The organism is Bacteroides sp. DH3716P (assembly GCF_025914115.1).
GTDB lineage: Bacteria > Bacteroidota > Bacteroidia > Bacteroidales > Bacteroidaceae > Bacteroides > Bacteroides ovatus.
In genome coordinates this window covers 2,310,061-2,336,606 of record NZ_CP083673.1, presented here as the reverse complement: position 1 = coordinate 2,336,606, position 26,546 = coordinate 2,310,061, and the positions used below count along the sequence as shown (strand labels likewise).

Genomic DNA, 26,546 nt, shown 5'->3' with positions numbered 1-26,546 from the left:
TTATTACAAGCTATTGTTGATAGATACTTTATGATAAGGCATCTATTTGTTTGACACCGGGGAACGACCCGTTCCTCACCGAGAAACACTTGTTTCCTCACCGGGGAACGATGGTTTTCTCACCGAGGAAAAATATCCCTCTCTACAGGCTTTTCTGGGCCTTTTTCCGATGCATCATCAGATAAACAATCGGAACGATAAAACCGTTCAAAAAAGTAGACGTTAATAATCCTCCTAGAATCACTTTTGCCATCGGACTTTGAATTTCGTTACCGGGCAAGTCGCCGGCAAGTGCCAATGGAATCAGTGCCAGTGCAGAAGACAATGCCGTCATTAAAATCGGATTCAGGCGGTCGAGAGAACCTTGAATCACACTATCATATACATTCAAACCTTCTTCCTTTTGCAAATGATTGTAGTGACTGATGAGCAACATACCGTTACGCGTTGCAATACCGAACAAGGAAATGAAACCGATGATAGCCGGAATACTGACTTCTCCTGTTGTAATCACCAAAGCAAATACACCACCGATCAGTGCCAGCGGAAGATTCAGCAAGATAACCCCGGATTCTTTCACACTGCGGAACTCATTGTACAGCAACAGGAAGATAACCACGATACTGATAAATGAAGTCAACGCTAATGTCCGGCTGGCAGCCTGCTCGCTTTCAAACTGTCCACCATACTCGATATGATAACCTTCGGGTAATTGTACCGATGTGTCGATACGTTTCTGAATATCATTCACAACACTGCGCAAGTCACGATCGGCCACATTGGCGGAAATGACAATTTTACGTTTCACATTCTCGCGGTTGATCGTATTCGGACCCATGGCCGATACCACTTCCGCTACATAGCTCAAAGGAACTTTGCGGCCGTCGTTCGTGTCTACCATCAGGTTACGGATTTTCTCTATTTCATCCCGGGCATCATCCTTCACTTTTACGATCAGGTCAAAACTCTTGCCCTGTTCATACACTTGTGAGATCACTTTTCCAGCCAAAGCTACATTCACATATTCCGAAAATTCCGGCAGGGTAATACCGAACTTAGCCAGCATTTCCCGTTTAGGCTGTATTTTCAGCTGCGGACGTTCAATCTGTTGTTCCACGTTCAGGTCGGCAACACCGGGAATGTCACTGATCGCTCCTTTGATTTGATTACCGAGTGAAAACATTTTATTCAGGTCATCACCGAATAATTTGATAGCAATATTCGCTTTCGTACCCGATAGCATTGCGTCGATACGGTGGCTGATCGGTTGTCCGATTTCTATGTTTGCTCCGGTGATCGTACCTAATTTTTCACGTACATCAGCTACCAGTTCACTGCGCGAGCGGTCTTTCAATTCGAACGGAGCTTCTATTTCAGAAACATTGACTCCTAACGCATGTTCATCCAATTCGGCACGTCCCGTTTTCCGGGCTACCGTTTGTATTTCGGGAATTGTCATCAATAACTCTTCGGCACGATGTCCCATTTTGTTGCTTTCTTCCAGCGAAATACCTGGCAGAGAACTGATATTGATAGTAAACGATCCTTCATTGAACGAAGGAAGGAAGCTGCGTCCAAGTGTGAAAAACACTCCGAGGGCAACTACAAAAAGTCCGATTGTACTTCCGAGAGTCACACGTTTATGTGCCAGTACCCAAGTCAGTGCTTTTTCATAAATCCCTTTCATCCAGCGGGCAACAGGAGCTTCTTTCAGTTCCTTGTTCGTCTTATTACTTCCTAATAGATAAGAACAGAGCACCGGAGTCAGCGTCAGAGCAACTACTGTCGACGCGAACAATGCCACGATAAAGGCAACGCCCAGCGGAACCAACATTCTGCCTTCCATTCCGCTAAGGAAGAACAACGGAACAAAGCTGACAACGATAATCAGCGTAGAATTAAGTATAGGCATCCGCACCTCTTTCGAAGCATTGAATACCACCTCGAGTGTACTTAACCTTTCCGCTTCTGCTTTCTGACGGTTCTCCCGCAGTCGTTTATATACGTTTTCCACATCGACGATGGCGTCGTCTACCAATGAGCCGATGGCTATCGCCATACCTCCTAGACTCATGGTGTTGATTGTCAGTCCCATGTAATGCAGCGTCAGAATCGAAACAAGCAGGGAAAGAGGCAGCGTTACCAATGAAATCAATGTAGTGCGCACATTTGCCAGGAACAGGAAGAGTACGATTACTACAAAAATACCTCCTTCAAAGAGTGATTTCTTCACATTGCCGATGGAACTTTCGATAAAGCGGCTTTGACGGAATATGTCCGTTGAAACTTTTACGTCTGGTGGCAGGTTCTTTTGCAGGTCTTTCAAAGATGCTTCCAGTTTATCCGTCAGTTCCAGCGTATTGGTAGCCGGCTGTTTGGTAATAGTCATCAGTACGGCAGATTTTCCACGCTCTGAAGCAGTTCCCAGTTTCGGGGCTTTCGGTCCGATGGTTACGTCCGCAATATCTTCCAGCGTGACAGGGAAATTGTTCACTGTCTTTACTACCGCTTTGCCAAGTTGTTCTGTTTTGGAAGTTGAAAGTACACCGCGTACAATATATTCATTTCCAAATTCGTAGAGCACACCTCCATTTGCGTTCAGGTTCATATCCTGTGTCACAGCCATCACTTCTCCCATCGAAATGCCGTAATGACGCATCCGTTCGGGATCCAGCTGAATCTGATATTCTTTGATATCTCCTCCAAGCACGGCAACCTGCGCCACTCCTCCGGTAGACAATAGACGGGGACGGATAGTCCAGTCCGCAATTGTACGAAGATCGAGCATCGAAGTGGAGTCAGCAGTCAGACCGACGATGAGCATTTCGCCCAAGATGGAAGATTGTGGGCCGAGTGTCGGTTTACCAACGTTGACCGGCAGTGATTCACTCACCACTGCTAACTTCTCGCTAACAATCTGGCGGGCGAGATAAATATCGGTTCCCCAATCAAATTCTACCCAGACAACAGAAAATCCGTTGGTAGAAGAAGAGCGGACACGGCGTACACCCGTAGCTCCGTTTACGGCAGTTTCAACAGGAAAAGTGACGAGCTGTTCAACCTCTTCCGCAGCCATACCGTTGGCCTCTGTCATGATGACTACCGTAGGTGCGTTCAGGTCGGGGAATACGTCTACTTCCGTATGCATGGCGGTATACGTTCCCGCAATTAGCAGGAGGATGGCCGCGCAGACTACAACCAACCGGTTGTGTAGGGAGTAATGTATAATTTTATTAAGCATGATATTTCATTAATTGAGAGTTATAAATAACTTGATAGATGCGCCGCAAGAAAATCCGGCTGCGGCACCTCGCCGCTTTAATGTTCGTGACTATGTGCCGGGATGGCATTGCTAGCACTTGCCAGTCTAACCTGATAAGCACCTTCGGTCACTACACGGTCGCCAGCCTTCACTCCGGTCAGGATCTGAACACTTTTACCGTTGTCGGCTCCTATCGTTACTTCCTGTTTTTTATAACCCTCTTCGTCCAGTTGCAGGTAGATAAAGAAGATACCTTGTTCCTCTGTCAGTGCCGTGCGTGGGAGAGAAAGAACGTTTTCCATCGTTGAAGAAAGCAAGAACACCTCTACGAATGATCCGGGGATCACTTCCCCTTTATTGTCGAACTCAAAAGTGACAGGCACATAGAAAGAGTTGTCTCCGGCAGCTTTTCCAAAAGAGAGAAGTTTGCCGTTCAATGCTTTCAGCTCGTACACCTGATTATTATAAGGAGTCTGGAAATTGGCGGAACTGATTGTACGGAGGTATGGATAATACTTTTCCGACACTTCGGCACGGAGGAAAAGACGACGATTCTGCGTCACGCTCACCAGCGGTTGCCCGATGGTCACGTAGTCACCTTCTTTCACAAGAATGCTTTTCACATATCCTGCAATAGGAGCTGTAATACTTTGGCCGATAGCCGAATGATTCTTGGAAAGGGCTTCGTAACTAAGGCGGGCATTTTCATAACTTTGCTCTGCCTGTGCAAAATCCTTGTCAGATACAATCTTGTTTTTAACAAGCTCTTTCATACGTTCGTACTCCTTCTTAGATACCTCGTAGGCAATGCGGGCACGTTGTACCGGATCACCGTCGGCGATATTCTTTGAAGAAATCGTGACTAGCGGCGTGCCGCTGCCGACGCTCATTCCTTCCGTTACTTTTCCACGGAAAGATACAACGCCGGCCACTGTAGCTACGGCAACCGATTCATCACCTTGGGCAGCCAGCACCTGTCCGCTGGTTTTAATCACTTGCTGGAAAGGTGCAGGTTCGATAACGCTCACCTTGACACCGGCTGCTTCAGCTTTTGCCTTCGGAAGGATGATTTCATCACTGTGCGCTTCGGCAGACTCGTTATGTCCATCGGCCGCTTCATGGTTGTGTTCTCCGCTACATTCGCCTTCATGAGAATGATCGGAACCCTCTGCCTCGTGATTATGTCCTTCCGTGGCATGATCGTGTTCATTGTGTGTGTGTGTGACGGTACTATTATTACAGGAACCCAGCACGAATAAGCCTAGGATTCCTACGAAAATAAGTTTTTTCATAATGATATTTTCCTACTAAATTTTACTGTTTTTTTACGCTACAAAGATAAGGTAACGCAAATGCAACTGATTTGCATTTACGCTTTTACGCAAAAACAGAGTAGGGAGGGGCACGAAGAGGAGTGGCACGGTGTATATCCGTGCCATGCAGAGAGTCTCGGTAGACGTAATAGTTCTTAATCCGTCTCTCTTGTGGCCGTAATAGATGTTCGATGATTACATCCGTGAACAGGGTAGCGATGAATACATAATCCGGTCCGCTATCCGTATGTACGGATGGAGTGGGAGAGTAGAAACGAGTCATACATTCGCTGCTGCAACATGAATCGTTTCCCGGGTGATGATGATGTGTGGGACATTGCTGTTCTACAGGCAAGTCCTGCTTCATGCAAATCATTCCGTTGGGGTGATGATGATGGGGAATAACGGCTGCCACCAACATTATAATGTTGATTAAAAATAGCAGAGTTACTATTATTCGTTTCTTCCCTTTCATCCTTTCTTTTAGAGGTTATCAGCTTTTTCAGAGCTTTAAAGTGCAAATATACAAATACTTTTATTCCGCCTGCAGCCGATACCCTCTTTTTATTATTTATTATTTCTTTTCCAGTTCTTGCAACGAATCCATTTTTTTCTTTTCGAGGAACTCGTAGATGCCGCAAAGATGTTCCGTCACCTTTTGATTACCGAACTCATACACCTTGGTCACCAGTCCGTCGAGGAAGTCACGGTCGTGTGAAACAACAATCAGTGTGCCGTCAAAATCCAGCAATGCCTGTTTCAGGATATCTTTCGTTTTCATGTCCAGATGATTCGTCGGCTCATCCAGGATCAGGAGGTTGACAGGTTCCAACAGCAATTTAATCATGGCAAGGCGGGTACGCTCCCCACCCGAAAGTACTTTCACCTTCTTCATCGATTCCTCGGGACCACCAAACATGAAGGCACCCAGTAAATCACGAATCTTGTTCCGGATATCCCCCTTGGCTACATCGTCAATCGTTTGGAAAACCGTCAGGTTTTCATCCATCAACGAAGCCTGATTTTGAGCGAAATATCCGATTTGTACATTATGTCCTAAAGTCAGTGTACCGTCATGTTCGATTTCCTTCATGATACATTTCACGAGTGTAGATTTACCTTCACCGTTTTTACCGACAAAAGCTACTTTATCACCACGCTCAATTGTCAGGTTAGCGTTGCGGAACACCACTTTCTCTTCGTATGCCTTTCCAACACCTTCCATGATAACCGGATAACTGCCCGAACGGGGTGAAGGCGGGAATTTCAGTCGCAATGCAGAAGTATCCTCCTCATCGACTTCGAGCAATTGCAGCTTTTCCAGCATTTTGACGCGGCTCTGTACCTGCAACGTCTTTGAATATGTTCCTTTGAATCGTTCGATGAACTCCTTCGTTTCAGCAATAAACTTCTGCTGCTCGTCGTATGCCTTCTGCTGCTGTTCGCGGCGATCCTTACGCAGTTGCAGATATTGGGAATAATTCACCTTATAATCATAAATACGTCCCATCGTCACTTCGATGGTACGTGTTGTAATATTATCCACGAATTTGCGGTCGTGGCTGATTACGATAACTGCTTTCCCGTTATTAATAAGGAAATCTTCCAACCATTGAATAGATTCAATATCCAGATGATTAGTCGGCTCATCGAGCAAGAGTACGTCCGGTTTCTGTAACAGCAACTTAGCGAGCTCGATGCGCATCCGCCATCCACCGCTAAAATCACTCGTCTGGCGTTGAAAATCGCTCCGGGTGAACCCTAATCCGAGCAATGCCTTTTCCACATCCTCTTCATAATTGGTTGCGTCAATCGAATAAAACTTCTCGCTCAAGGCAGACACTTCTTCAATCAGCGCCATGTAACTATCGCTCTCGTAGTCCGTCCGTGTCTCGAGCTCTTTGTTCAGTTTTTCAATCTGCGCTTCCATTTCATGCAGATGTGAAAAAGCCTGTGCCGTTTCGTCAAACACTGTTCTTCCGTCTTCCGTCATCAGATGTTGAGGCAGATAGGCCACTACGCAATCTTTGGGCGTGGAAACTTTTCCACGTGTCGGTTGTCGTGCGCCTGCCAAAATTTTCAGCAGCGTACTTTTTCCCGCCCCATTTTTACCCATCAGTGCGATGCGGTCTTTTTCATTAATTACGAAAGAAATATCACTAAATAAAGTAGTGCCGCCAAACTCTACGGCTAGTCCGTCAACAGAAATCATACTATTCTTTTAAATTGAGGCGCAAAGATAGCGAAATATATGAATCTTTTTTATAACTTGCGGGCTGAAAAGGGAAATTGATCCAAAAAAACAGATAAAAAAACAATATATAAGCGATATGGAAAGCGAACAAATGAATGAATTCAGACCCTTAATTTTAGTAGCTGAAGACGATGACAGCAACTTTAAATTAATCAAGGCTATCATAGGCAAAAAGTGTGATATCGAGTGGGCTAAAAATGGGCAGGAAATGGTGGAGTTGTTTCAACAGCACCAGGAAAGAACCAAAGCAATGCTGATGGATATCAAGATGCCGGTGATGAACGGGTTGGAGGCAACGAAGATAATTCGTGAGTCTAATACCGAAATTCCTATTATCATGCAGACAGCTTATGCTTTCAGCTCGGATAAGGAAAATGCAATGAACGCAGGAGCAACTGAAGTATTGGTGAAACCTATTACTTTGAGTATTCTCCGCACTACTTTAAGCAAATATCTACCCGATTTGCAGTGGTGAAATTGATTCGTACGGGAATTTTTTTAATTTATTTAAAAGATGCTTAAACGTTAAATACGGAATAGCGTAGAAAAAGAGTATGATTGGGTAGAAAAATGGTATGTAAAAGATGCCGTTGAATATTCCTTTTTCTCTATTATATTTGAGCATTCATCTGATGAAATTGGATAAAATAAAATAGGCGAACCTCACGGTTGGCCTATTTTTGTTCGCCTCTGTTAATTTGTTAGAGTACAGAAACGACTCTATGTAAAGTCTCTCCTTTGAGAGATTTTAAGTTCATTATTTGTTTCCGCCGGCCCACCAGACAGCTTCGCTATATACATACTGGCCATCACCGAAAGCAGCTTTCACTTCAGGATTTGCCAATACGTCGTCTGCTCCATAACCGAAGCGCAATGGGAACTTATTGTTGTTCAGCGGGTTCTTCAGTACAATGAAGTTTTCTCCTGCACCTTTCAAACGACGGTAGTCGTTATAGGCTTCCAGTGATTCGCCGGATGCACCGAAGAAGGCGAGATACTTCTGTATCATTGTCTCTTGCAGAGGGTTGGCATCGAATAACGGTTCTACTTCATCCGTGAAATAGGTTTCTGCTACATCTGCCCCCAAATCGCTGTCACCATCATATACCCAAGTGTCAGCGGCATCTATAATTGAGTTTTCCAGATTCTCGAATCCGGCAGTGATTGCAGCTTTTAAAGCACTCTTAGCTTCACCCAGTCTGCCCCCCAAACGGCATAATGCTTCTGCTTCGAGGAATTTCACTTCGTGATAACTGATTAAAAGAGTAGGAGCCGACATTGCCCATGATATCATTGACATACCATAATTGTTCTGCAACTCTTGCGGAGTTCCGTTTGGAGCCGCTTTGATACCTGCGATGTCTGTAGCTTGCGTACCTCCGTATCCATAAGCAATATAGCCGGTGGGATCGGGCTCCAGAAATGCTTGCGGTGCTCTGGGGTCATTGCGCTCAACAAACTTTTCAATCAGACTGGCACTGGCTGCCAAACTGTTACGGCTATAGCTGAATGACCAAAGCGGATTCAACTGCGAATCAGCGTCATAAACAGCCAGTTTACATTCTTCACTTGCATTAGCAAATGATTTGCTCACATAAGTAAGAATGTTCTGAAGATCAGTTGTCTTATTGGCACTTTTATTGAGCAGACGCATTGTATAGCGTGCTTTTAACGCATAAGCTGTCTTGAGCCACATACTTGCTTGAGTACTGGTGTTTGAACCGTAGATCAAGTCTTTAGAACCGACTGCGCCGGACAGACCTGCATCTTTGGCAGTACCGTTATCCAGCAGAGTGATGGCATCATCCAGATTCTGCATCACTTCCTGATAAATGCTTTCCTGCGTATCTATTTTGGGCTGCATATACATTGGTGTGCCGTCCGGATTGAGGATACCAGTCTGGCTGTACGGTGTATTTCCAAATACATCGGCAGCCACTGCTCCGTTGTAAGCGAGCAGGATTTTAGCAATTGCTTCCGTCACTACGTTTCCTTTTTCCGAAGGATCTTCTTCACACTTCTTGATAACGATTTTAGCGTTCTTGATATTTGAATACACGTTGATCCATGCGTTGTTGTAGGTAGTAGCCGTTGTAGGCTCTCCGCTACGTACTTCCGCCCGGTAAAGCTGGTTGGATATACCCGTTTCGTGTTCAATGTAAACAGAAGAATAGAGCGAGAAATCCCCTCCCACAGTGCTGAATGCAGTGCTTACCCCTAAGTCCGTAATCAAAAATTTTGCAGGCGCATCCAGAGGATTGTTAGGGTTTTCATTGATTTTATCCATTGCGTCTTCCGTACAAGCAGAAGCAATGGCAGCAGTCAAGAAAGAAACTGCCAGCAATTTTCCTATTGATTTATATTTTTTCATTGTCTTGCAGATTAAAATTTAATGTTGAAACCAAAGCCGAAACTAGCTGTCTGCGGCATTGAATAATCTTCAAATGCTCCTGCCATGTTGTTGTTACCCTGACTGGCTTCCGGATCGAGGTCAGGCAATTGAGCCCAGATCAGGATATTTCTGGCAAATGCGTTTACAGAAAGTTCTATCGAACGTTTTTGAAGAATTTTGTAGTTGACAGCTACTTCACGCAGTTTGATGAAAGAATTGTCATATACAGAAGATTCGTCAATATCGTTCAGGCGGCTGTAAAATACCTGTTGTGCGTTTGCACCTGTGATGGCGATATCATTTTTAGTTCCATCGGTTTTGTATCCGTCGAAGATGATGGTACCTTCGCGGTTTTCCGTTCTCTTGCTGACACCGTAGTAGTCTGCCAGTCCGGTTGTTCTGCTGTACATCTGGCCACCCTGTTTCCAGTCAAGTACTGCGCTGATTGTACACTTCCATAAGCGTAATGTGGTGTTGAAACCCATCAGGAAGTCCGGAGAAACCTTACCAATTACTTGTGCTTCACCAGCGATAGGAAGACCGTTTTCGTCTACCAGACGATTACCGTTTTCATCTCTCTTGAAGCCTACCCCATAGATTACAGGGAATTTCTCACCTGCCGAAGCACGTACCTGCGGAGTAACATAACCACCCAGAGAGATATTTTCTACACCCGGTGCCAGTTCATCTACGTAGTTATCGATTTTCGTCCAGTTGAATGCAAAATCCCAGTTGATATTCTTCGTTCGGATGGGGTTGAAGCCGAGAGTGAATTCATGCGTGTTGGTATGAATCTTTCCACCGTTGGTGAGTAGTTTGCTAGCACCGGTAGAAGAAGCCAAAGGCACTTCGAAAATCTGGTCTTTTACATTCTGGCGTGAGTACGTATAACTGAATGTGATTAAGTTATCGAGGAAGTTCACGTCAGCACCCACTTCATACGAACGTGTGTTCTGCGGTTTCAGTTTCGGGTCGAAAATCGTGTAGTACGGAGTATAGGCGGTAGTGCCTTTCATCGGGTACATGATTGGAGTCAGCATATAGAAACCACCTCCGTATGTCGGAGTCGAGTAGTAGTTTTCGAGGAAATCTCCTGCCTGTCCTACTTCCGCATAAGATACTCTCAATTTAGCGTGATTAACGACATTGTTTTTCAATGCATCCAATTCCGTCAGGATAAAACCAGCCGAAATAGAAGGATAGAAGAATGAGCGGTTCTTACGTGGCATATTAGATACGTAGTCCTGACGTCCGGTGAGGGTCAGATAAAGCATATTTCTGTAAGAAGCTGATACGTTACCGAAGAATCCCACCGTGCGGTTTTTCCATGTCTCTTCTTCTGTCTGTTGAGTAGTGGCGTTGTTGATGTGGTTCCATCCCGGGAAGTTGTAGTTCGTACCATATTCATAATACTTCTTTCTGTTGCTTTGGATAATTTCGTTACCCACTACCGCATTCAGTCCCCAGTCCTCATTAATGTGCCAGTCGTAGTTGATGGTCAGCAATGAGTTATATGTAGCGTTTGTCCAGCCGTAGTTCTCGATCTGTCCGCGACCGCCACCAGTGTTACTACCATATCCGTAGCTGTCTACGTAGTGAGTAGTGTAAGCATCCACACCGACCATGTATTTTGCGTTCAACTTGTGGTTAGTTGTGCCGAAATCAGTCTGATAGCTTGTATATACGTTTCCGAAGAAACGGTTGGTATCTTCTGTGAATTTATTATTTTCCATCGCCCAATAAGCGTTGTCAAAGCTACCACGGAAAGAATTTTGTGTGTACGGGTTGCCGTCTACATGGCTTGGAATTCCGGCCAGATCATAACTGGGAGGAGCTGCGTAAACCGTTCTCAACAGACCGTTACCGGAAGTCACTGCCTTGTCGATGGAAGTAGTGATGTAGTTGGCTGTAAATCCGGAACTCCAGTTACTAGTCAGTTTGGTGTCGGCACTAACCTTTACATTATATCTATCCATACCGGTGCTTGAGATAATACCGTCCTGGTGCGTATTTCCCAATGAGATAGAGTAGGAACTTTTTTCGAGCATCTGCGCGACATTCAGTGAGTTGCTCCAGGTAATTCCTGTATCGAAGAAATCTTTGGCATTGTCGTATGCCTGTGGAGTGGCCCATGGGTCAAGACCGGCTGACGCACGTTGGGGTACATAATATTTTCCCTGTTGCTTACCGTACTGTTGAGTGTATTTGTTGTCCGTGTTACCACCATACGTTGCATCGTTGGGAAGTTCGGAAATTTTAGGTCCCCAAGAGGTTCCCGAAGTGGGACTGAATTTTCCACCCGAACCTTGTGCGTATGTTTTCTGGAACTCCGGCAGACGGCCGACTACATCGAAGCTGACATTAGAAGAGAAGCTAACCTGCGGTTTGCCTTTTTCCAATCCTTTACCACTTTTGGTCGTGATGATAATCACACCATTGGAAGCACGGATACCATAAAGCGCAGAAGCAGCCTGACCTTTCAAAATGTTGATACTTTCAATATCATTAGGGTCGATATCCACTGCACGGTTGGCGAAGTCCGCTCCGCTCACACTACCATTGTTCTGGATATCTGTGCTAACGTCAGGAGTACTGGTCACCGGCATTCCGTCGATAACGTAAAGCGGAGTGTTGTCACCCGAGAAAGAACGTGCACCACGGATGGTGATCTGTGAAGAAGCTCCCGGCATACCACTTGAAGGCTTCACGTCCAAACCGGACACCTTACCTTGCAACGCTCCCGCCAGATTAGAGTTGGCAGCTTGCGTCAGTTGATCTGATTTTACGTCCTGAACGGCGTAGCCCAGTGCTTTTTTCTCGCGTGAGATACCCATGGCTGTCACCACAACCTCATCCAGTGCCTTCGCGTCGCTTTTCAAAACAACTTTTATCACTCCCGGTTTGATGGAAACGTCTTGCGAAATCATTCCTACATAAGAAACGCGCAAAGTTTTAGCAGAACTTGGTATGTAGAAGTTTCTGCCTTTATCATTGTTAATAGTTCTTTAACCCTTTTGAAGGTGCAAAATGATAAAAAGATACCGTTTTGGAGGTAATAATGTTCTCTTTTTCTTGAAAAGCCTGATTTTGGTGCTATCTTTATGACAGAAACTATCTTTTAAAAGATGCTAAATTTAAAAGAAGTTGTTTTAACCTATCAGTTTTTAGAAACTTATTGCTTTCAAAACGATACTTTTTAGTTAAATACGTAACACTTTTTTCGATTTGTCATAATTCGTGTTATCTTTGCAACCTGTTAGAGACAAAAAATCTGTTTATAGGTTAAATTTAAGAGAGAATTTATGAAAAGAAAATTGATGTTCTTAATGACCTTCCTTTTTATAGGTATAGGTCTGGTGACAGCGCAAACATCCAGAGTTACCGGTTTGGTTACCTCTGAAGAAGATGGGCAACCTGTCGTAGGTGCTTCAATATTGGTGAATGGCACTACCCTTGGTACTATCACTGATATTGACGGTAAGTTTACAATCACGAATGTACCAAGTTCTGCTAAGACTTATTGATTTTTCTTTTCTCCTTTCCTTCTGCTTTTTTTCTCCTATCTTGTTGTTTTTCAATGTTTTTGTTTCGGATTTTAAAAATTAACCTATTCTTCCGGTTTCTTTTATTGAAACTTCCTTTATCAATTCTTATCAATTTAGTAGTCTTTGCTTCTCATTGATTTTTGAGAAGGGATTAATATTCTACCCAAATTTTTAATAAATTTCCCGGTGTTTTTCTTTATCTAGGCGTTTTTTAATATTCGTGTTTTGGAGGTATGAGTTAAATGTTACAATCTAATAGTGATTGAAATTATGAGTGATAGTAAAGAAGAATGCAAAAGACTGCAAGTATAAGTTGTCTGACACCCGGGTCTCATGATGCCTGACACCCGGGTGTCAGCATACCCAACACCCGGGTGTCGGTATGTCTGAGACCCGGGTGTCAGATAACCTAGTTCTACTAACTAAAATAAAGGTAAAGCTATACTATTTAATTTGCATTAGAACAAATCAAATTTACGTCTCTACAAAATGGGATTTTCAGCTTGTGTTATTTTATTCCGCCACGATCACTTTGATGTCATAACCTATGAAAAGTCCGCTCTCTATAACACCGGTGATTGCCTTCAGTTGTTCTTCGAGCGAAGAGTCGATGTAGTTGAAACGGGTGTCGAGGATAAAGTTGCCGTTTTCTGTAAAGATAGGTCCGTCTTTGCCACGAGCGGGACGAAGAACAATCTCCGAGGCACCCAGCCGCTGCAACTCATGCTCTACATAAGTCAGTGAGTCCGGAAAGACCTCTACAGGGATGGGAAATTTGCTTCCCAGCTGATTCACACGCTTGCTGGGGTCGATGATGATGAACGTTTTGCGGCTGCTTCTAATCAGTAGTTTCTCTTTGAACATCGCTCCGCCACGTCCCTTAATCAAGTTCTGTTGCGGATCTACTTCGTCCGCTCCGTCGAATGTCCAGTTGGGGCGTTTGTTCCAGAGGGTAGTTTGGGGGATGCCTAGCTGTATGCAGGTCATCGAGATTTCTTGTGAGGCGGGAATCACTTCGATATGCAAGTACTCTTCACGAATTCGTCGTGAGAGTTCGAACAGAGTCAGGTAGACTGTAGAGCCGGAGCCGGCTCCTATCACATCTCCGTCTTTTGCCGTGGCGGCAATTTCACGGGCTACGTGTTCTTTTGCCTCCCGGTTGATGATGGAGTCCGACCATTGCAGGTGTTTTATCAGGTGATTTTTCCAATCCATAAATTTGCGTTCTAAATCGTTTTCGTTTTAAGTTCCTCTTTTCTATATAACGAATTTGTGAATCTGTTTGTTTGTTCGTTTCAAATTCAGAAGGAAAAAACTCATTAGCGGCAATTCAATCATTTAAATCGTTAATAAACGATTCGTTAATTTTTAACTTTATTGCGTTAAACGTTAACGAACCTCTGCTTTTTATTAAACCGTGTTATAAGTTAGGCTGCTTTGGCCTGAAAATTTGGAGATGACCGAAAAGTCCGTATCTTTGTACTGTGTTTTTCATAGTATTAGATTTAAGGTTAACAAAGATTGGCTGTCTGGGATAGATAGCCTTTTTTTTGTCCCTACCATTCCTTACAGAATCAGCCAGATGGCAATGATGTGCCCGATGCTGCCTCCCAGACAAAACAAGTGGAAAGTGGCATGCATATAGGGTTTGCGCAATGAATAAAAAACAGCTCCCACAATATACGAAACTCCTCCGCCAATCAGCCACCAAAAAGCGGTAGTGGCTCCCAGTTCTCCCAGATGATCTAACAAAGGTTTCATGGCTACCAATATACAGGCGCCCATACCTACGTAACAAGCCGTTTCGAGATTGCTGTGTTCTTTCAGCTTTTTGAAGCTAAGAATGAAACCGGCGATAGCCGACAGCCAGACGAAAGCGAAGATTCCCCATCCCCATCCGCCGGCATGCCGCAGAACGAGCAGGGTAAAAGGAGTGTAGGTTCCGGCAATGTGCAGGTAGATAGCTCCATGATCGAATTTGCGGAGCAGCTCTTTCAGCTTTCCCGGACGGCTGCCGTGATACCACGTAGAACTGATATAAGAGGAAAGCATCCCCGCCAGATAGACGGATACACAAGCAACTGCCCACTGCGGTTCCATATTCTCGGAAGCCTTTTCCAATAGGAAATATCCGGCCACGATTCCAAGCAGGATGCCTATTCCGTGGCTAAGGGTATTTGCCCATTCTTCTATATGATTGTATCGTTTGTTCTTCAATGTTCCTTTTTTTGAATGGTTAAGTCACAAAAAATGTTGAGTCGCAAAGATACTTTATTTTCTGTAAAGCGTTTCCCTCCTTATTCTTTTTTTAAAATGATTTTTCCTCCATATTGTCCTGCCACTTGCTTGCGGAAATCAATGAATGCCGCATATTCATCCGGACTGTAAACCCCTTTGCGCATAAACAATCGGTGAGTGATGTAGATTTCCTTATCTTTCACCTGAATACCGGAATGGAAACTGCCGAACTTGCTTTTCACGTCAAGCGGTTTCGGAAGTCCTTCGATTACATATCCTTCCGGCAGTTGGATGCGGATGCTGTCGGTATCTGTGTATCCGTAGTTGATGTAAATGGGATAGGTGCGCTTCGTCACAGGAGGAACACTGAATTCTTTTCGGAACACATTGGTGGGGATAAACAGACGGTTGCCCGTTTTATGCCCGTATTGATTGCTGGTGGCAGTGTAGTCGAAGGTGATAGACGGATTGGGCTCCTTGCACTCGCTGATTTGCAGGTTCTGAATATCGGCTTGGGATAAGTTGATGCTTGAACGGATGCGGTCTTTCTGTTTGTTAGGCTCCAGATAGACGATGCCTGCTTCATTCTCATATTGGAAAATCCGGGAGATTTCGTTCACCTCTATCCGTGCCTCGGCTGTGGGGGAGAGGGTGATGTTGGCAACGATGTGCTGCGTGTTCAGTGAGTCGGGATAGGTGGGTAGGCGATACATCTGGCCGCCGGTCGGTTCGATGAGTAAGGCGTCGTGTCCCGCAATGTCTTGGTGGACATAACCGAAGGGAAACGATGGGTTTGTACATTCCAGCCAGAGCGTATCTTGGGGAAGTGGAACTTGTAGGATGACGTGATTCATCTGGTTGGCACTGGAGAAGTCCGGTAGTAAACGCTCGTTGGTGGTGCTGATGACTGTATAAGTGGAAGCAATTCCCAACTCTTTCAGCATGGCGCGGGTGTAATTGGACAATCCTTTACAGTCGCCGAATCCCGTGCGGCAAACATCGGCGGCGGCAATGGGCTGTAAACCTCCGATACCTAGTTGGATGCTCACGTAACGGGTGGTTTTGGCCAGATAATCGTAGATTGCTTTCACCTTGTCCCGGTCGGTAGTGCAGTGGGCTGTCAGTTCGTGCAGTTTGGCGCGGAAAGGTTCGGTGAGCAGGTCGCGCCCGTCGAGCAATCGGTATTGCCATTCTCCGTACTTTTGCCAGTTGCTCATATCGCCTTCCGACTTGTCGTACTTGAAGGCGGAAGGCGCAAAATAGACACGTGGAAACAGTTCAGTAAAATCCGGTCCGAAAGGTTCTTTAATGATGGGAGAGAGTTTGGAGGCGGTGGCTTCAATCACTTGCTGTCTGTTGGCTCCGGTGGATTCTTTTACCTGGATTCCTTTTCCTTGCGTGTTCAGTTCACGATATCTGCATCCTTGTCCTGCGGGCAGTTCGATCCGGTAAGTCGCTTTTTCCACACCTTGGTTGAAGTCTGCCAGCGGTATAAAGGGGGGATAGCCGATCAGACCGTTGTTGCACTTCACTTCCCATTCGTATTTCACCGTGAAAGGGAGAGAAGGATAATTGCATTCGTAAAAATAAAAATAATCATCCGTGCTAAGCGAGGAGCTGTATTCACTTTTCTGTAGTTCAGATTTCTTTATCTTACGTACACTTTGTCCATCGGCATTGATGATTTCCCCGGAGAATTTCTGCAAAGAACGGAACATATCACATCCGCAGAAGAAATGTGCAGCTTCCAACCCCTTACGGTTGAGGATGGTGATTGTCAGGCTCTCTTTTTCTATGGATTGGGTCATAGATTTGCAGAGAACCTCTGTGCGTGCTTCAACGATAACGGAATTGGCATCCTTGAGAATATCCTGTGCACATGCCGGCTGTATGTGCAGACTTAGGCAGATAAGGACACAGGACAGGCTGAATGCCCGATGTGTCATTTGCTTCAGGATGAGATAGCTGGAACGGATCATCGGTATAGATAGGTAAAGTTTATATTTTCTTGAGTACGATCAGCGCATTATTTTTCTCGATCACTTTAGTCCACAGTTCTTGTAGTTGTTTATATTGTTCGGAAAGGAATATATATCCCTTTAAGTGGAATACATAATTGAGCAGGATTGTATTTCCCTGTTTCTGAATCATATATTTGCATTGCAGGCCGTCTCCTTCCGACCGGATGGCTTGTGGTTGGGGGAGTTCTTCCACTTCGTAGCCTTCGGGGAGAGTCAGCGTAGACAACATCGTGAACTTGTACGGATACGGAAATTCGATGGGGAGCACCCGTTCCGTCTGGATAAACGGATTACTCTTTAGTTGCGGAAAGAGCATCGGATTGATATAAAGATGATTGTCCGTCCGGTTGACTTGCAAGACGAAATCGAATTCTTCTTCTATCAGTGCCCAGTCATTTTCTTGTTTTTTCACTTTCAGGTTGGTGACAGTGAGTTGCTCTTTCTGACTACTGATCTTGTTTTCGGGATTCGAGACGAGGCTGTCCTGCTTATGTTTTGCATTTGCCTGATACTCTATAGCTTCTTGTCCGTAAAGAACTGTGCTGCGATGTCCTTTCACCTGATCTCCTTCTATTCGGGCATCGATTTTCATGAAACTTTTGTTGTTGGAAAGAGCCATCACATTCACCCATTTATTCTCTTCTTTCTCTTTCCGGGAAAGGATGCGTGCTTTGTTTACAGACAATTCAAGCGGTAATATATTAAAGGCAGGTACGTCCATAGAACTGTCTAAAAATACATATTTTTGTTTGTTTATATCGTGGATAGCAACAAAGAACGTATTTAGTTTTTGCAGAGAAGGAAAGTTGTACGGCAGCATACCTGATGAACGTCGGCTCATAACCACCGGATAGGCCTCCAGTCCAAAGTCTTTCAGGATGCTGATAAGGATGAAATTCAGGTCGGCATTACTGCCGCTTCCTTTCTTGATTACTTTTTCGAGCTCTTTGCTGTAGAGCTGATACCGTCCGTTCCAGGCCATTTTCTTTTTGAGCACCTGGAAGGCGCAGATGATTTTCTCCTCGAAATTCATTTCGCTGTTGTAGGCTTGTTTGGTTTCAGGGCGGAAAGGGTTGGTGAGTGAGAGGTGTTCGCCGAACTGTGTATTTTCCGGTTTGAGCAACTGCTTGTCTACATCTTCCCATTTCTGGCTGTATGGTTTGTATTCATTGGGGGTGAATTGAGTGCCTTGCAGATCGAAGCTCACTTGCACCTTATAGTCTTCCGGACACCAGCAGTAGGATTCGTCCTGACGGATAGCCGGAAGGTTGCGTGAGATAAAGGTGGTTTCTTGTGCCGAAACGGTGAAGTCTTTGCTGACTCCACCCGCACCGGAGCCTTCACGTTCCGTGGCATGGATGGAGGAGTCTCTTTGCTTCACTTGTATGTAGTCCTTTCCCCGGAGTTCGATGTTGTAGACAAATACATGAGGGATGGTGATTTTATACTGGTTGTAGAGCATCGGGAGTTCTTCCTGTATCATCCAGTTGTCGATGTGTGAGAAATAGTCGGAGTAGAGTTTGTAGTGATATTCGATGATAGTGCCCTCTTTGACAGCAGGCAAAGAGAATTTTAGTATTTTATACAGGTTATTGAACCGTTCGAAAGAGATGGATTCCCGCTTCATGGGTGTTTTTATGCATTTCCCGTTTTCCATATTGTAGGAGCAGCCTTCTATCTCACTGGCTCTTTCCTGTCCTTCATCTTTATCGGTAGGAGAGTAGTAGGGAACGGACACGTCGGCGTATGACACTCCTTGTGGTTTCAGGATTTTGATGCGTACCCAGTGCTCGGTAGTTAGTTGAAAACCGTCATGGTAGATGAAGTCACTTTGTCCCTGATGGAAGAGATAAATAGCCGTAGCGGTGGTGTCCGGGGCATAAGAGGTGAGAGACAGTTCTTCTTTGGAGGGTTTTCCGTATTTCAGATTGGGCTCTATGGTGGCTGTTGTGGCTTGCTGTGGGTAGACAGGCGACAGGAGCTGTAATAGAAATGCGCAGAGAATGAATAGTTTTCTCATAATTGTGTTTTTTGTAGTATGCTCACAAAGATAAAAAAAATAGAGAAAGGTGTACCGCCTTTCTCTATTTTAATTTTGTTTTATGTATAAAATATATTATACCAAATGTCCGATCCATTCTTCGCGGTCGCCGGGGAGAAGGTCGATAACGGGAACTTCTACCATCGTGTAGCATCCCGGTTGTTGCTTCATGGAAGCACGTGCCACGCATACCAGTACTTGTGCGGTCAGTGCGGGGTTATTGATACGCATATTAAATTCGAACAACTGGTTCTGTGTTTTGCCGGATACACCTTTGCGAGTCAGATTTACACCATGACCCATGTCCAGCAGGGCGTCTACACTCGGAACGAGTTTCACGTGTGTTTCATCGTTCACGAAGTAAGGATCTGCTTTGATGGCAGCGGCTACTTCTTCAAATTTATATCCGTCTTTCAGTTCGATGTATACCATGCGGCGGTGGATTCCCGTGCCGGTCGGAATGGTCATGGAAAGGGCAGCTTTCACTCCGTCAATGGCTTTTACGGCTACTGTGTGTCCCATGCTCATACCGGGACCGAAGTTGGTGTAGGTGATGCCTTTCGGAGCAATTGCTTCCAGCATGGTGCGTACGATGGAGTCGCTTCCCGGATCCCATCCGGCAGAGATGATCGATACGGCTTTATGTTCTTTGGCGGTAGCATTCAAGGTACGGCGCAGGTCTACGATACCGGTGTGGATATCGAAACTGTCTACCGTGTTAATACCCATCGCCAGATATTCTTTTGCATATTTTTCTACGCTGCGGGTCGGCGTGCAAAGAATAGCTACGTCTACTTCTCCCAGCTCTTTTATGTCCTTCACTACTGCGTAGTTTGCTAACTCTTCCGGTTTGTTCTCTGCTCCTGCACGACGAACGACTCCGGCTATTTCGAAATCAGGTGCCGCCTGAAGCGCTTCAAGTACATAATGTCCAATGTTGCCATAACCAACGATGGCAGCTCTTACTTTTTTCATTCTTTTCTTGGTTTTAATGAACAAATTTCTTTCTTTTGCTTGCAAAAGTAAACAAATTACTACTAACTTTGGTTCATTTGCTTTAATATTTTTATTTTTTTCATATTCTTCATATCTAATGCACAAAAGAATAATCTGTGAAAATCAGTGTAATCTGTGGTGAGAAAGTTTTATCTTTGTCCCTGTTATGATAGAATATATTAGAGGCGAACTTGCCGAACTAAGTCCGGCAACCGCGGTGATCGACTGTAACGGGGTGGGATATGCCGCCAATATATCTTTGAATACCTATTCGGCTATTCAGGGAAAGAAAAGCTGTAAGCTATATATTTACGAGGCGATTCGTGAAGATGCGTATGTGCTCTACGGATTTGCCGAGAAACAGGAACGGGAGATTTTTCTATTATTGATTTCCGTTTCCGGAATCGGTGGGAACACGGCTCGTATGATTCTTTCGGCTCTCTCGCCTGCCGAATTGGTGAACGTAATCAGCACCGAAAATGCGAACATGCTGAAAACGGTGAAAGGCATCGGACTGAAGACCGCGCAACGGGTGATTGTCGACCTGAAAGATAAGATAAAAACAATGGGAACGTCTGCTGCCGGAGGGGCTTCCGCAGGTTTGTTGTTACAACCTGCCAATGTGGAAGTGCAGGAAGAGGCGGTGTCTGCATTGACGATGCTAGGCTTTGCTGCTGCGCCTTCACAGAAGGTGGTGTTGGCTATCTTGAAGGAGGAGCCGGATGCTCCGGTAGAAAAGGTTATCAAACTGGCTTTGAAACGTTTGTAGTATGAAGCAACAGAAGATATATATGAAAGCATGGCTGGACGCTCATGGTCGTGCAAAAGCAGTGGATACGGATGAATGGTATCTGGATTTCGCTAACCAGCTATTGCCGTTGGTGGCAGATTCTTTTATATACGGTGGGAGAGAGTGGGAGGAAGACCAGAAGCGAGTGGCTTTGACGTGTGCCTTGTATTTGGAAGATTGCGTAGCAGACGGAGGAAATTGGCGTCAGTTTATTCATTGGCACCGGAAAAGCTACGGACGTTATTTGCCTTTTTACGCACTGACGGAGGAATATTTGCCGGACGAAATTAACCGTGAAGATGTTGTTTTCCTTTTGTGGGCCATCAATTCTCCGGTTGGCGATGATTTTGATGGAGTAGAGAACCCGATGGATGCGGATTTGCTGGAGTTTGCGGATACGCTTTACAACCGTTTGGATGCTGCGTTCGAATTGGCTCCTATCAGCGATTATCTGGCAACGGACTGGCTGATGGAAACGGAGCTGATGCAAAAGAAGCGGATGCCTCTGCCGGTAGCTTTGCCGGGAGAAAAGATGCCTACGAACGTAGAACGTTTCCTTGAAGCGAGCAAAGGTGAACCGCTTTTATACTTTGACTCTTACGAAGCGCTGAAATATTTCTTTGTGCAATCGTTGAAGTGGGAAGATGAAGAGGATTCTTTGTTGCCTGACTTAAAGGAGTTCGGTAACTTTGTGGTTTTTGCCAATCCGAAAGGGTTGTTGATCGGTCCTGATGTAGCCGAATATTTTGCAGACAAACGTAATCCGCTCTACAATGCCGAACTGGCTGAAGAGGAAGCATACGAGCTGTTTTGTGAAGAAGGTTTGTGTCCGTTCGATCTGCTGAAATATGGAATGGAACACGATTTGTTGCCGGAAGCACAGTTCCCGTTTGAGAACGGAAAGGAGTTATTGCAGGAAAACTGGGATTTTGTGGCTCGCTGGTTTTTGGGTGAGTATTACGAAGGAGAATAAGAATTATAAGAAATAAGTACTGTTTATATAAGTGCTGTCTATGTTAATCAAAAAAAGTAACAATCCTTTTGCCGGAAAGACAAAGTCTGCAGTCGGTAAAAAGAAGACGACCGGAAAACGGGTCGGAAAATCAAAGCAGGAAAAGGCTAATAATCAGTTGAATAGAAGGATAAAATAAAGGCGTGTAGACCACGCCGTTTTTGGTTATCAGGCTACGCCGTTTGATGATGGCAGACTACGCCTTTTCTCCCTACCAGGAAACGCCTTTTCTCTCACGCAGAGGATTAAGAGTCTCATTATGCATTTGACGGGAATAGTTGTCGTTTATGAAAAATAACAACTATTCCCGTCTATTTTATTATTAACCAATGGCTTTTTCTGGTGGATGGCTTTCCTTTTACTAATCGGTAATTTCTTCCTGTGCTTTCCGTTCTTTCTTCTTATTGATGAATCCGATTTTCAGGTTGGCTTCCTCTTGTTCTTTTTTAATCTGTTCCATGGCCGAGAGGATTTGTGCTAATTCGTAAACACCTGCTGCGGCCTGGCGGTCGGTTGGACTCATTGTCGTTTTATAGGTGCGGTCGCCTATATATTCCACACGGATATTTTTGTCTTTATTGAGATTCAGGAATTCGATCACATTTCCGTCTTCCCCTAGTTTGTAGTCAGCTTTTTCTATTTTCTCGTTCATATCCGTTGTCTCGTAGCTGTCTTTGGAGCTTGGAGTTTCTGCAAAACTGCCGTCAGGAGCAATCACTTTCACTTTTGTATGGTGAATATTGCCGGCACCACAGTAGATGGAAGTCATACTCATTATACCTTGCTCGTTCACTTGGAAGCGGAGGTACGAACGGTGCATATTCTTTTCAATGGTCTGTGTAGGCCAGAGATAGTTGCCGACTTGTTGATATTCGGCATCTTTTTCTAGTTTGAATTTGTCCTTGATGGCATTGAATTCTTCTGTCTTTGCCTGAAAGGCGCTATCCAGGTAAGCAAGCGTTTTTTGCTGTGCCTTTGTTTCAACATCGAGCATCAGTGCCTGTCCCGCCTTACGTGCTTCGAACGCTTTGGGATAGAGAATCTTGATACTGTCAATTTGTAACTTAGCTTCTTCATAGTCGCCACGTTCGTAGGCAGCCTTGGCAACCATCAGTTTTTCATTGGCTTTTTTCTCAAGGCCATTTCCGCAGGCAGCTAATGCCAGCGTACCACAAAAGAGGATAATCAGTTTTTTCATCACAAATTCTATTTACTGGTTTTATTAGCGGCAAAAATACAAATATATCCCTTATTTTTGTAATTTTGTCCCCTCAAAACTTATAACTAAAAAGAATGATAGAGTTGACTCAAGAGGAATTGAAGCAGCATTTTAGCGAACCCATCTTCGGACAGATAGCCGAAACGGCTGATACACTCGGTATGGAGTGTTATGTGGTAGGTGGTTATGTTCGTGATATTTTTCTGCAACGTCCCTCTAAAGATATAGATGTAGTAGTTGTAGGAAGTGGAATTGCAATGGCGGAAGCCCTTGGAAAACAGTTGGGACGTGGTGCTCATGTTTCTGTTTTCAAGAATTTCGGAACAGCACAAGTAAAATATAGAGGCACGGAAGTAGAGTTTGTTGGTGCACGTAAAGAATCTTATCAACGGGATTCGCGTAAACCTATTGTTGAAGACGGCACGCTGGAAGACGATCAGAATCGTCGCGATTTCACGATCAATGCTCTGGCCGTATGTCTCAATAAAGCACGTTTTGGTGAATTGGTAGATCCGTTTGGAGGTTTGGAGGATATGAAGGAAAAGACAATCCGCACTCCCCTCGACCCGGATATTACTTTCAGCGATGATCCCTTGCGCATGATGCGTTGCATCCGTTTTGCTACGCAATTGGGTTTTTACATTGACGATGATACTTTCGAATCGCTTTGCCGGAATAAGGAACGGATTGAAATTATATCCCGTGAACGTATTGCGGACGAACTGAATAAGATTATTCTTTCTCCAATCCCCTCAAAAGGATTTATTGATTTGGAGCGTAGCGGTTTGCTGCCGTTGATTTTTCCGGAATTTGCTGCCTTGCAGGGTGTGGAAACACGGAACGGACGTTCCCATAAGGATAATTTTTATCATACGTTGGAAGTGCTGGATAATATCAGCAAGAAGACTGATAACCTTTGGCTGCGTTGGGCTGCTTTGTTGCACGACATTGCCAAACCTGCCACGAAACGTTGGGAGCCTAAAGCGGGATGGACGTTCCATAATCATAACTTTATCGGTGAAAAGATGATTCCGCATATCTTCCGCAAGATGAAGTTGCCGATGAATGAGAAGATGAAGTATGTACAAAAGCTGGTCAGCCTGCACATGCGCCCGATCGTTATCGCAGATGATGTCGTGACAGACTCGGCTGTACGTCGTCTGCTCTTTGAAGCGGGTGATGACATTGACGACTTGATGATGCTTTGTGAAGCGGATATTACTTCCAAGAATATGGAACGTAAACAGCGTTTCCTGAATAACTTCCAGTTGGTTCGACAGAAACTGAAGGATTTGGAAGAGAAAGACCGTGTCCGTAATTTCCAGCCACCTGTGAGCGGAGAAGAAATTATGGAGATTTTCGGCTTGGAACCTTGTCGTGAGGTCGGAGTCTTGAAGAGTGCTATCAAAGATGCAATCTTGGATGGAGTGATTCCGAATGAATATGAGGCGGCTCATGCTTTCATGCTGGAACGGGCAAAGAAGATGGGAATGACGCCTATTCGCTGATAGAAGGACGGAACATATATAAAATCAGGCATCGTAATCCTATAGTATTCAGACACTGATTTATGCGAATCAGTAGTTGAATTGGAGTAAAACAAGGCAGGAATGAACTAATCTTAGTTCTTCTAAGATTTAATTGGTAATATGCGATGATTTAATATTCATTATACATAGATTTATTCGTCTGACAATTGTCAGACGAATAAATCTATATATCATTAGCCATAACCCCATTAGGTATCAAAAATAAATCTGCACAAGCTCGAAATTAGTTCATTTCAGTACCGGCATGAACAAGATTCACCTCTGTACCCTCCGTGTCCTCTGTGGTGAAAACCGTATAGGAATGAATGATAACTTGCTTTCCAACTGCTGATTACTCATTATTTCTTTATCTGTGTGTTTACCGTTTGGGCAACGTCACCGAAAAATGAGGATTCGGAGTATGTTGTTCAAAGATGATAGCCTTCATCTTTTCCACGATATCTGGATGTTGGAGTGTTATGTCATGATCCTCATGAATATCTGTTTTTAGATTATAGAGGAACGGTGTTCCTTTTTTCACTACCATTTTCCAATCATCCATGCGTACGGCAATCTGGTCTGTTTCATCAAACTCCCAATACAGAAAGTCATGTTTCTTTTGCTTATTTTTACCCAGCAGTGTAGGAGCGAAAGAAATCCCATCGAAATAATCGACTTCTTTTTCCTTATTGCGGTATTTCTTTTCGTAGTCTTTGATACCGATAACTTCGCAGAACGTCGGCATTAAATCATAAAATGCACAGATGTGATCGTTTACTTCGCCTGCAGGTATGTGTCCCGGCCAACGGGCGATAAATGGAATACGTATTCCTCCTTCGTGACATTGACGTTTCAGTCCGCGTAGTTTTCCGTCTCTGCCGAAGAAAGTAGGATCAGCTCCGCCTTCCTCGTGAGGGCCGTTGTCACTGGAGAAAATAACCAATGTGTTTTCGTCCAGTCCTTTTTCTTTCAGTTTTTTCAAAACTTCGCCCACGTAATAGTCCAGGCGGGTAATCATTCCGGCAAATTGGGCGTGTGTATGCGTGATGGCGTTGTATCGTGAGCCTTCGCTTCCCTTAAATTCTTTATCCGGGTTGAATTTAGCTTTGTATTCATTCAGGATAGAATCTTCCGGCTGAACGAGTTCCGCATGAGGTAAGGTGTAAGTCAATACGCCGAAAAACGGTTGTTTGCCGTCTTGCTGATCCAGCCACTCCAATGCTTTCTGGTGAATCATGTCGGCCGAATATTGCGGACGTTTCAGGTAGTCGGGACCATACATCGGATATTGGATGTTTTCATCCATCACTACACGTACCACTCCGGTGTCACCCAATGCTTTACTATAACGGTTCAGGAAATTGGGATAATAAAGATGAGCTTGAAACTGACAGATATAACCGTAGTATTCGTCTATCCCCCGTTTGTCGGGAGTGGAACAGGAACCTTCGTAACCTCCGGCCCATTTACCGAACATACCTGTGGTATAGCCGTTATCTTTCATTATCTCCGGCAGGATTACGTGGTCGGGATCATAAGGGTGTTGCCCCACTATTGAGTATTCTTTATTCTGTCCATATTCCACGATCGGTGCATTTTTCCAGTACTCCTTGTTACCTCGTACTTCACAATGGCCTGAATGTTGTCCTGTCATGAATGAAGCTCTGGAAGGGGCGCTGACGGGACTTCCTGCGTATGCTTGCGTAAAACGCATTCCTTCACCGGCCATGGCGTCTATATGAGGGCTACGGATAAATGGTTGACCGTAGCATCCTAAGTCTCCATATCCCATATCGTCACAAAGGATGAAGAGGATATTGGGCTGGGTATTTTTTTTCTGTCCGTTGGCAGATAGGGTAGATAGGAGCAGGGCACTGCCTATCAACGGGATTGATTGATAATTCATGATATTGTTGTCATTAAAATAAAAGCGT

18 protein-coding genes are annotated in these 26,546 nt (G+C 44.6%); 5 read left to right on the top strand and 13 right to left on the bottom strand.

Annotated features, from left to right (window positions below; all coding sequences use genetic code 11):
• Positions 1–142: 142 nt before the first annotated feature.
• From KQP79_RS08455 to KQP79_RS08440, 4 genes are all read right to left on the bottom strand, one after another.
• Positions 143–3,241 (bottom strand): efflux RND transporter permease subunit, encoded by a 3,099-nt coding sequence (locus tag KQP79_RS08455; RefSeq protein WP_061448608.1) that lies wholly within the window; start codon positions 3,239–3,241, stop codon positions 143–145.
• 77 nt (positions 3,242–3,318) lie between these two features.
• On the bottom strand, positions 3,319–4,554 hold the full coding sequence (locus KQP79_RS08450; RefSeq protein WP_061448609.1) for an efflux RND transporter periplasmic adaptor subunit: 1,236 nt from the start codon (positions 4,552–4,554) through the stop codon (positions 3,319–3,321).
• Between the two features lie 85 nt (positions 4,555–4,639).
• Positions 4,640–5,050, bottom strand: a complete 411-nt coding sequence (locus KQP79_RS08445) for a DUF6769 family protein (RefSeq protein WP_008024755.1) — start codon at positions 5,048–5,050, stop codon at positions 4,640–4,642.
• Between the two features lie 99 nt (positions 5,051–5,149).
• A complete protein-coding gene (locus KQP79_RS08440) occupies positions 5,150–6,787 on the bottom strand; it encodes an ABC-F family ATP-binding cassette domain-containing protein (protein ID WP_061448610.1) in 1,638 nt (545 codons plus the stop codon).
• A gap of 118 nt (positions 6,788–6,905) precedes the next feature.
• On the opposite strand from KQP79_RS08440, the gene KQP79_RS08435 reads away from it, so the two are divergent.
• The gene (locus KQP79_RS08435) at positions 6,906–7,304 is read left to right on the top strand and encodes a response regulator (RefSeq protein ID WP_004314143.1); all 399 of its coding nucleotides are present in this window, start codon (positions 6,906–6,908) and stop codon (positions 7,302–7,304) included.
• 282 nt (positions 7,305–7,586) lie between these two features.
• Here the strand turns inward: KQP79_RS08435 and KQP79_RS08430 are convergent, their stop codons facing one another.
• Both KQP79_RS08430 and KQP79_RS08425 read right to left on the bottom strand, forming a co-directional pair.
• The gene (locus tag KQP79_RS08430; RefSeq protein WP_061448611.1) at positions 7,587–9,200 is read right to left on the bottom strand and encodes a SusD/RagB family nutrient-binding outer membrane lipoprotein; all 1,614 of its coding nucleotides are present in this window, start codon (positions 9,198–9,200) and stop codon (positions 7,587–7,589) included.
• Between the two features lie 11 nt (positions 9,201–9,211).
• On the bottom strand, positions 9,212–12,190 hold the full coding sequence (locus tag KQP79_RS08425; protein WP_255424121.1) for a SusC/RagA family TonB-linked outer membrane protein: 2,979 nt from the start codon (positions 12,188–12,190) through the stop codon (positions 9,212–9,214).
• A 333-nt stretch (positions 12,191–12,523) separates the two neighbouring features.
• On the opposite strand from KQP79_RS08425, the gene KQP79_RS08420 reads away from it, so the two are divergent.
• Positions 12,524–12,745 (top strand): carboxypeptidase-like regulatory domain-containing protein, encoded by a 222-nt coding sequence (locus tag KQP79_RS08420; RefSeq protein WP_004297975.1) that lies wholly within the window; start codon positions 12,524–12,526, stop codon positions 12,743–12,745.
• A gap of 534 nt (positions 12,746–13,279) precedes the next feature.
• Here KQP79_RS08420 and rpiA read toward each other — a convergent pair.
• From rpiA to KQP79_RS08395, 5 genes are all read right to left on the bottom strand, one after another.
• Entirely contained in the window at positions 13,280–13,981 is a 702-nt protein-coding gene (gene rpiA / locus KQP79_RS08415; RefSeq protein WP_004297978.1) for a ribose 5-phosphate isomerase A, read from the bottom strand.
• A gap of 351 nt (positions 13,982–14,332) precedes the next feature.
• Positions 14,333–14,983 carry a PAQR family membrane homeostasis protein TrhA gene (gene trhA / locus KQP79_RS08410; protein WP_004297979.1) on the bottom strand — a complete coding sequence of 217 codons (651 nt, stop codon included), beginning with the start codon at positions 14,981–14,983 and terminating at the stop codon, positions 14,333–14,335.
• An 80-nt stretch (positions 14,984–15,063) separates the two neighbouring features.
• The gene (locus KQP79_RS08405; RefSeq protein WP_061448613.1) at positions 15,064–16,983 is read right to left on the bottom strand and encodes a transglutaminase domain-containing protein; all 1,920 of its coding nucleotides are present in this window, start codon (positions 16,981–16,983) and stop codon (positions 15,064–15,066) included.
• A gap of 19 nt (positions 16,984–17,002) precedes the next feature.
• Complete coding sequence (locus KQP79_RS08400) at positions 17,003–19,045, bottom strand: DUF3857 domain-containing protein (protein ID WP_061448614.1); 2,043 nt, start codon at positions 19,043–19,045, stop codon at positions 17,003–17,005.
• 96 nt (positions 19,046–19,141) lie between these two features.
• The gene (locus KQP79_RS08395) at positions 19,142–20,041 is read right to left on the bottom strand and encodes a diaminopimelate dehydrogenase (protein ID WP_008776313.1); all 900 of its coding nucleotides are present in this window, start codon (positions 20,039–20,041) and stop codon (positions 19,142–19,144) included.
• Between the two features lie 187 nt (positions 20,042–20,228).
• On the opposite strand from KQP79_RS08395, the gene ruvA reads away from it, so the two are divergent.
• Together ruvA and KQP79_RS08385 are read left to right on the top strand one after the other, a co-directional pair.
• On the top strand, positions 20,229–20,831 hold the full coding sequence (gene ruvA / locus KQP79_RS08390; RefSeq protein WP_008776314.1) for a Holliday junction branch migration protein RuvA: 603 nt from the start codon (positions 20,229–20,231) through the stop codon (positions 20,829–20,831).
• Position 20,832: 1 nt separating this feature from the next.
• Positions 20,833–21,825, top strand: a complete 993-nt coding sequence (locus KQP79_RS08385; RefSeq protein ID WP_004297985.1) for a DUF3843 family protein — start codon at positions 20,833–20,835, stop codon at positions 21,823–21,825.
• 400 nt (positions 21,826–22,225) lie between these two features.
• On the opposite strand, the gene KQP79_RS08380 is transcribed toward KQP79_RS08385, so the two are convergent.
• Positions 22,226–23,062, bottom strand: a complete 837-nt coding sequence (locus KQP79_RS08380) for a hypothetical protein (protein WP_004297988.1) — start codon at positions 23,060–23,062, stop codon at positions 22,226–22,228.
• Between the two features lie 95 nt (positions 23,063–23,157).
• Here KQP79_RS08380 and KQP79_RS08375 point away from each other — a divergent pair, with 95 nt between their 5' ends.
• Entirely contained in the window at positions 23,158–24,591 is a 1,434-nt protein-coding gene (locus tag KQP79_RS08375; RefSeq protein ID WP_004297989.1) for a CCA tRNA nucleotidyltransferase, read from the top strand.
• 400 nt (positions 24,592–24,991) lie between these two features.
• On the opposite strand, the gene KQP79_RS08370 is transcribed toward KQP79_RS08375, so the two are convergent.
• Positions 24,992–26,518 (bottom strand): arylsulfatase, encoded by a 1,527-nt coding sequence (locus KQP79_RS08370; RefSeq protein WP_061448615.1) that lies wholly within the window; start codon positions 26,516–26,518, stop codon positions 24,992–24,994.
• Positions 26,519–26,546 lie beyond the last annotated feature (28 nt).

What these genes read in the sequence shown, in the direction of transcription:
- KQP79_RS08455 (WP_061448608.1), bottom strand. Translation starts at nt 3,241, where the DNA reads ATGCTTAATAAAATTATACATTACTCCCTACACAACCGGTTGGTTGTA.
- KQP79_RS08450 (WP_061448609.1), bottom strand. Translation starts at nt 4,554, where the DNA reads ATGAAAAAACTTATTTTCGTAGGAATCCTAGGCTTATTCGTGCTGGGT.
- KQP79_RS08445 (WP_008024755.1), bottom strand. Translation starts at nt 5,050, where the DNA reads ATGAAAGGGAAGAAACGAATAATAGTAACTCTGCTATTTTTAATCAAC.
- KQP79_RS08440 (WP_061448610.1), bottom strand. Translation starts at nt 6,787, where the DNA reads ATGATTTCTGTTGACGGACTAGCCGTAGAGTTTGGCGGCACTACTTTA.
- KQP79_RS08435 (WP_004314143.1), top strand. Translation starts at nt 6,906, where the DNA reads ATGGAAAGCGAACAAATGAATGAATTCAGACCCTTAATTTTAGTAGCT.
- KQP79_RS08430 (WP_061448611.1), bottom strand. Translation starts at nt 9,200, where the DNA reads ATGAAAAAATATAAATCAATAGGAAAATTGCTGGCAGTTTCTTTCTTG.
- KQP79_RS08420 (WP_004297975.1), top strand. Translation starts at nt 12,524, where the DNA reads ATGAAAAGAAAATTGATGTTCTTAATGACCTTCCTTTTTATAGGTATA.
- rpiA (WP_004297978.1), bottom strand. Translation starts at nt 13,981, where the DNA reads ATGGATTGGAAAAATCACCTGATAAAACACCTGCAATGGTCGGACTCC.
- KQP79_RS08405 (WP_061448613.1), bottom strand. Translation starts at nt 16,983, where the DNA reads ATGATCCGTTCCAGCTATCTCATCCTGAAGCAAATGACACATCGGGCA.
- KQP79_RS08400 (WP_061448614.1), bottom strand. Translation starts at nt 19,045, where the DNA reads ATGAGAAAACTATTCATTCTCTGCGCATTTCTATTACAGCTCCTGTCG.
- KQP79_RS08395 (WP_008776313.1), bottom strand. Translation starts at nt 20,041, where the DNA reads ATGAAAAAAGTAAGAGCTGCCATCGTTGGTTATGGCAACATTGGACAT.
- ruvA (WP_008776314.1), top strand. Translation starts at nt 20,229, where the DNA reads ATGATAGAATATATTAGAGGCGAACTTGCCGAACTAAGTCCGGCAACC.
- KQP79_RS08385 (WP_004297985.1), top strand. Translation starts at nt 20,833, where the DNA reads ATGAAGCAACAGAAGATATATATGAAAGCATGGCTGGACGCTCATGGT.
- KQP79_RS08380 (WP_004297988.1), bottom strand. Translation starts at nt 23,062, where the DNA reads ATGAAAAAACTGATTATCCTCTTTTGTGGTACGCTGGCATTAGCTGCC.
- KQP79_RS08375 (WP_004297989.1), top strand. Translation starts at nt 23,158, where the DNA reads ATGATAGAGTTGACTCAAGAGGAATTGAAGCAGCATTTTAGCGAACCC.
- KQP79_RS08370 (WP_061448615.1), bottom strand. Translation starts at nt 26,518, where the DNA reads ATGAATTATCAATCAATCCCGTTGATAGGCAGTGCCCTGCTCCTATCT.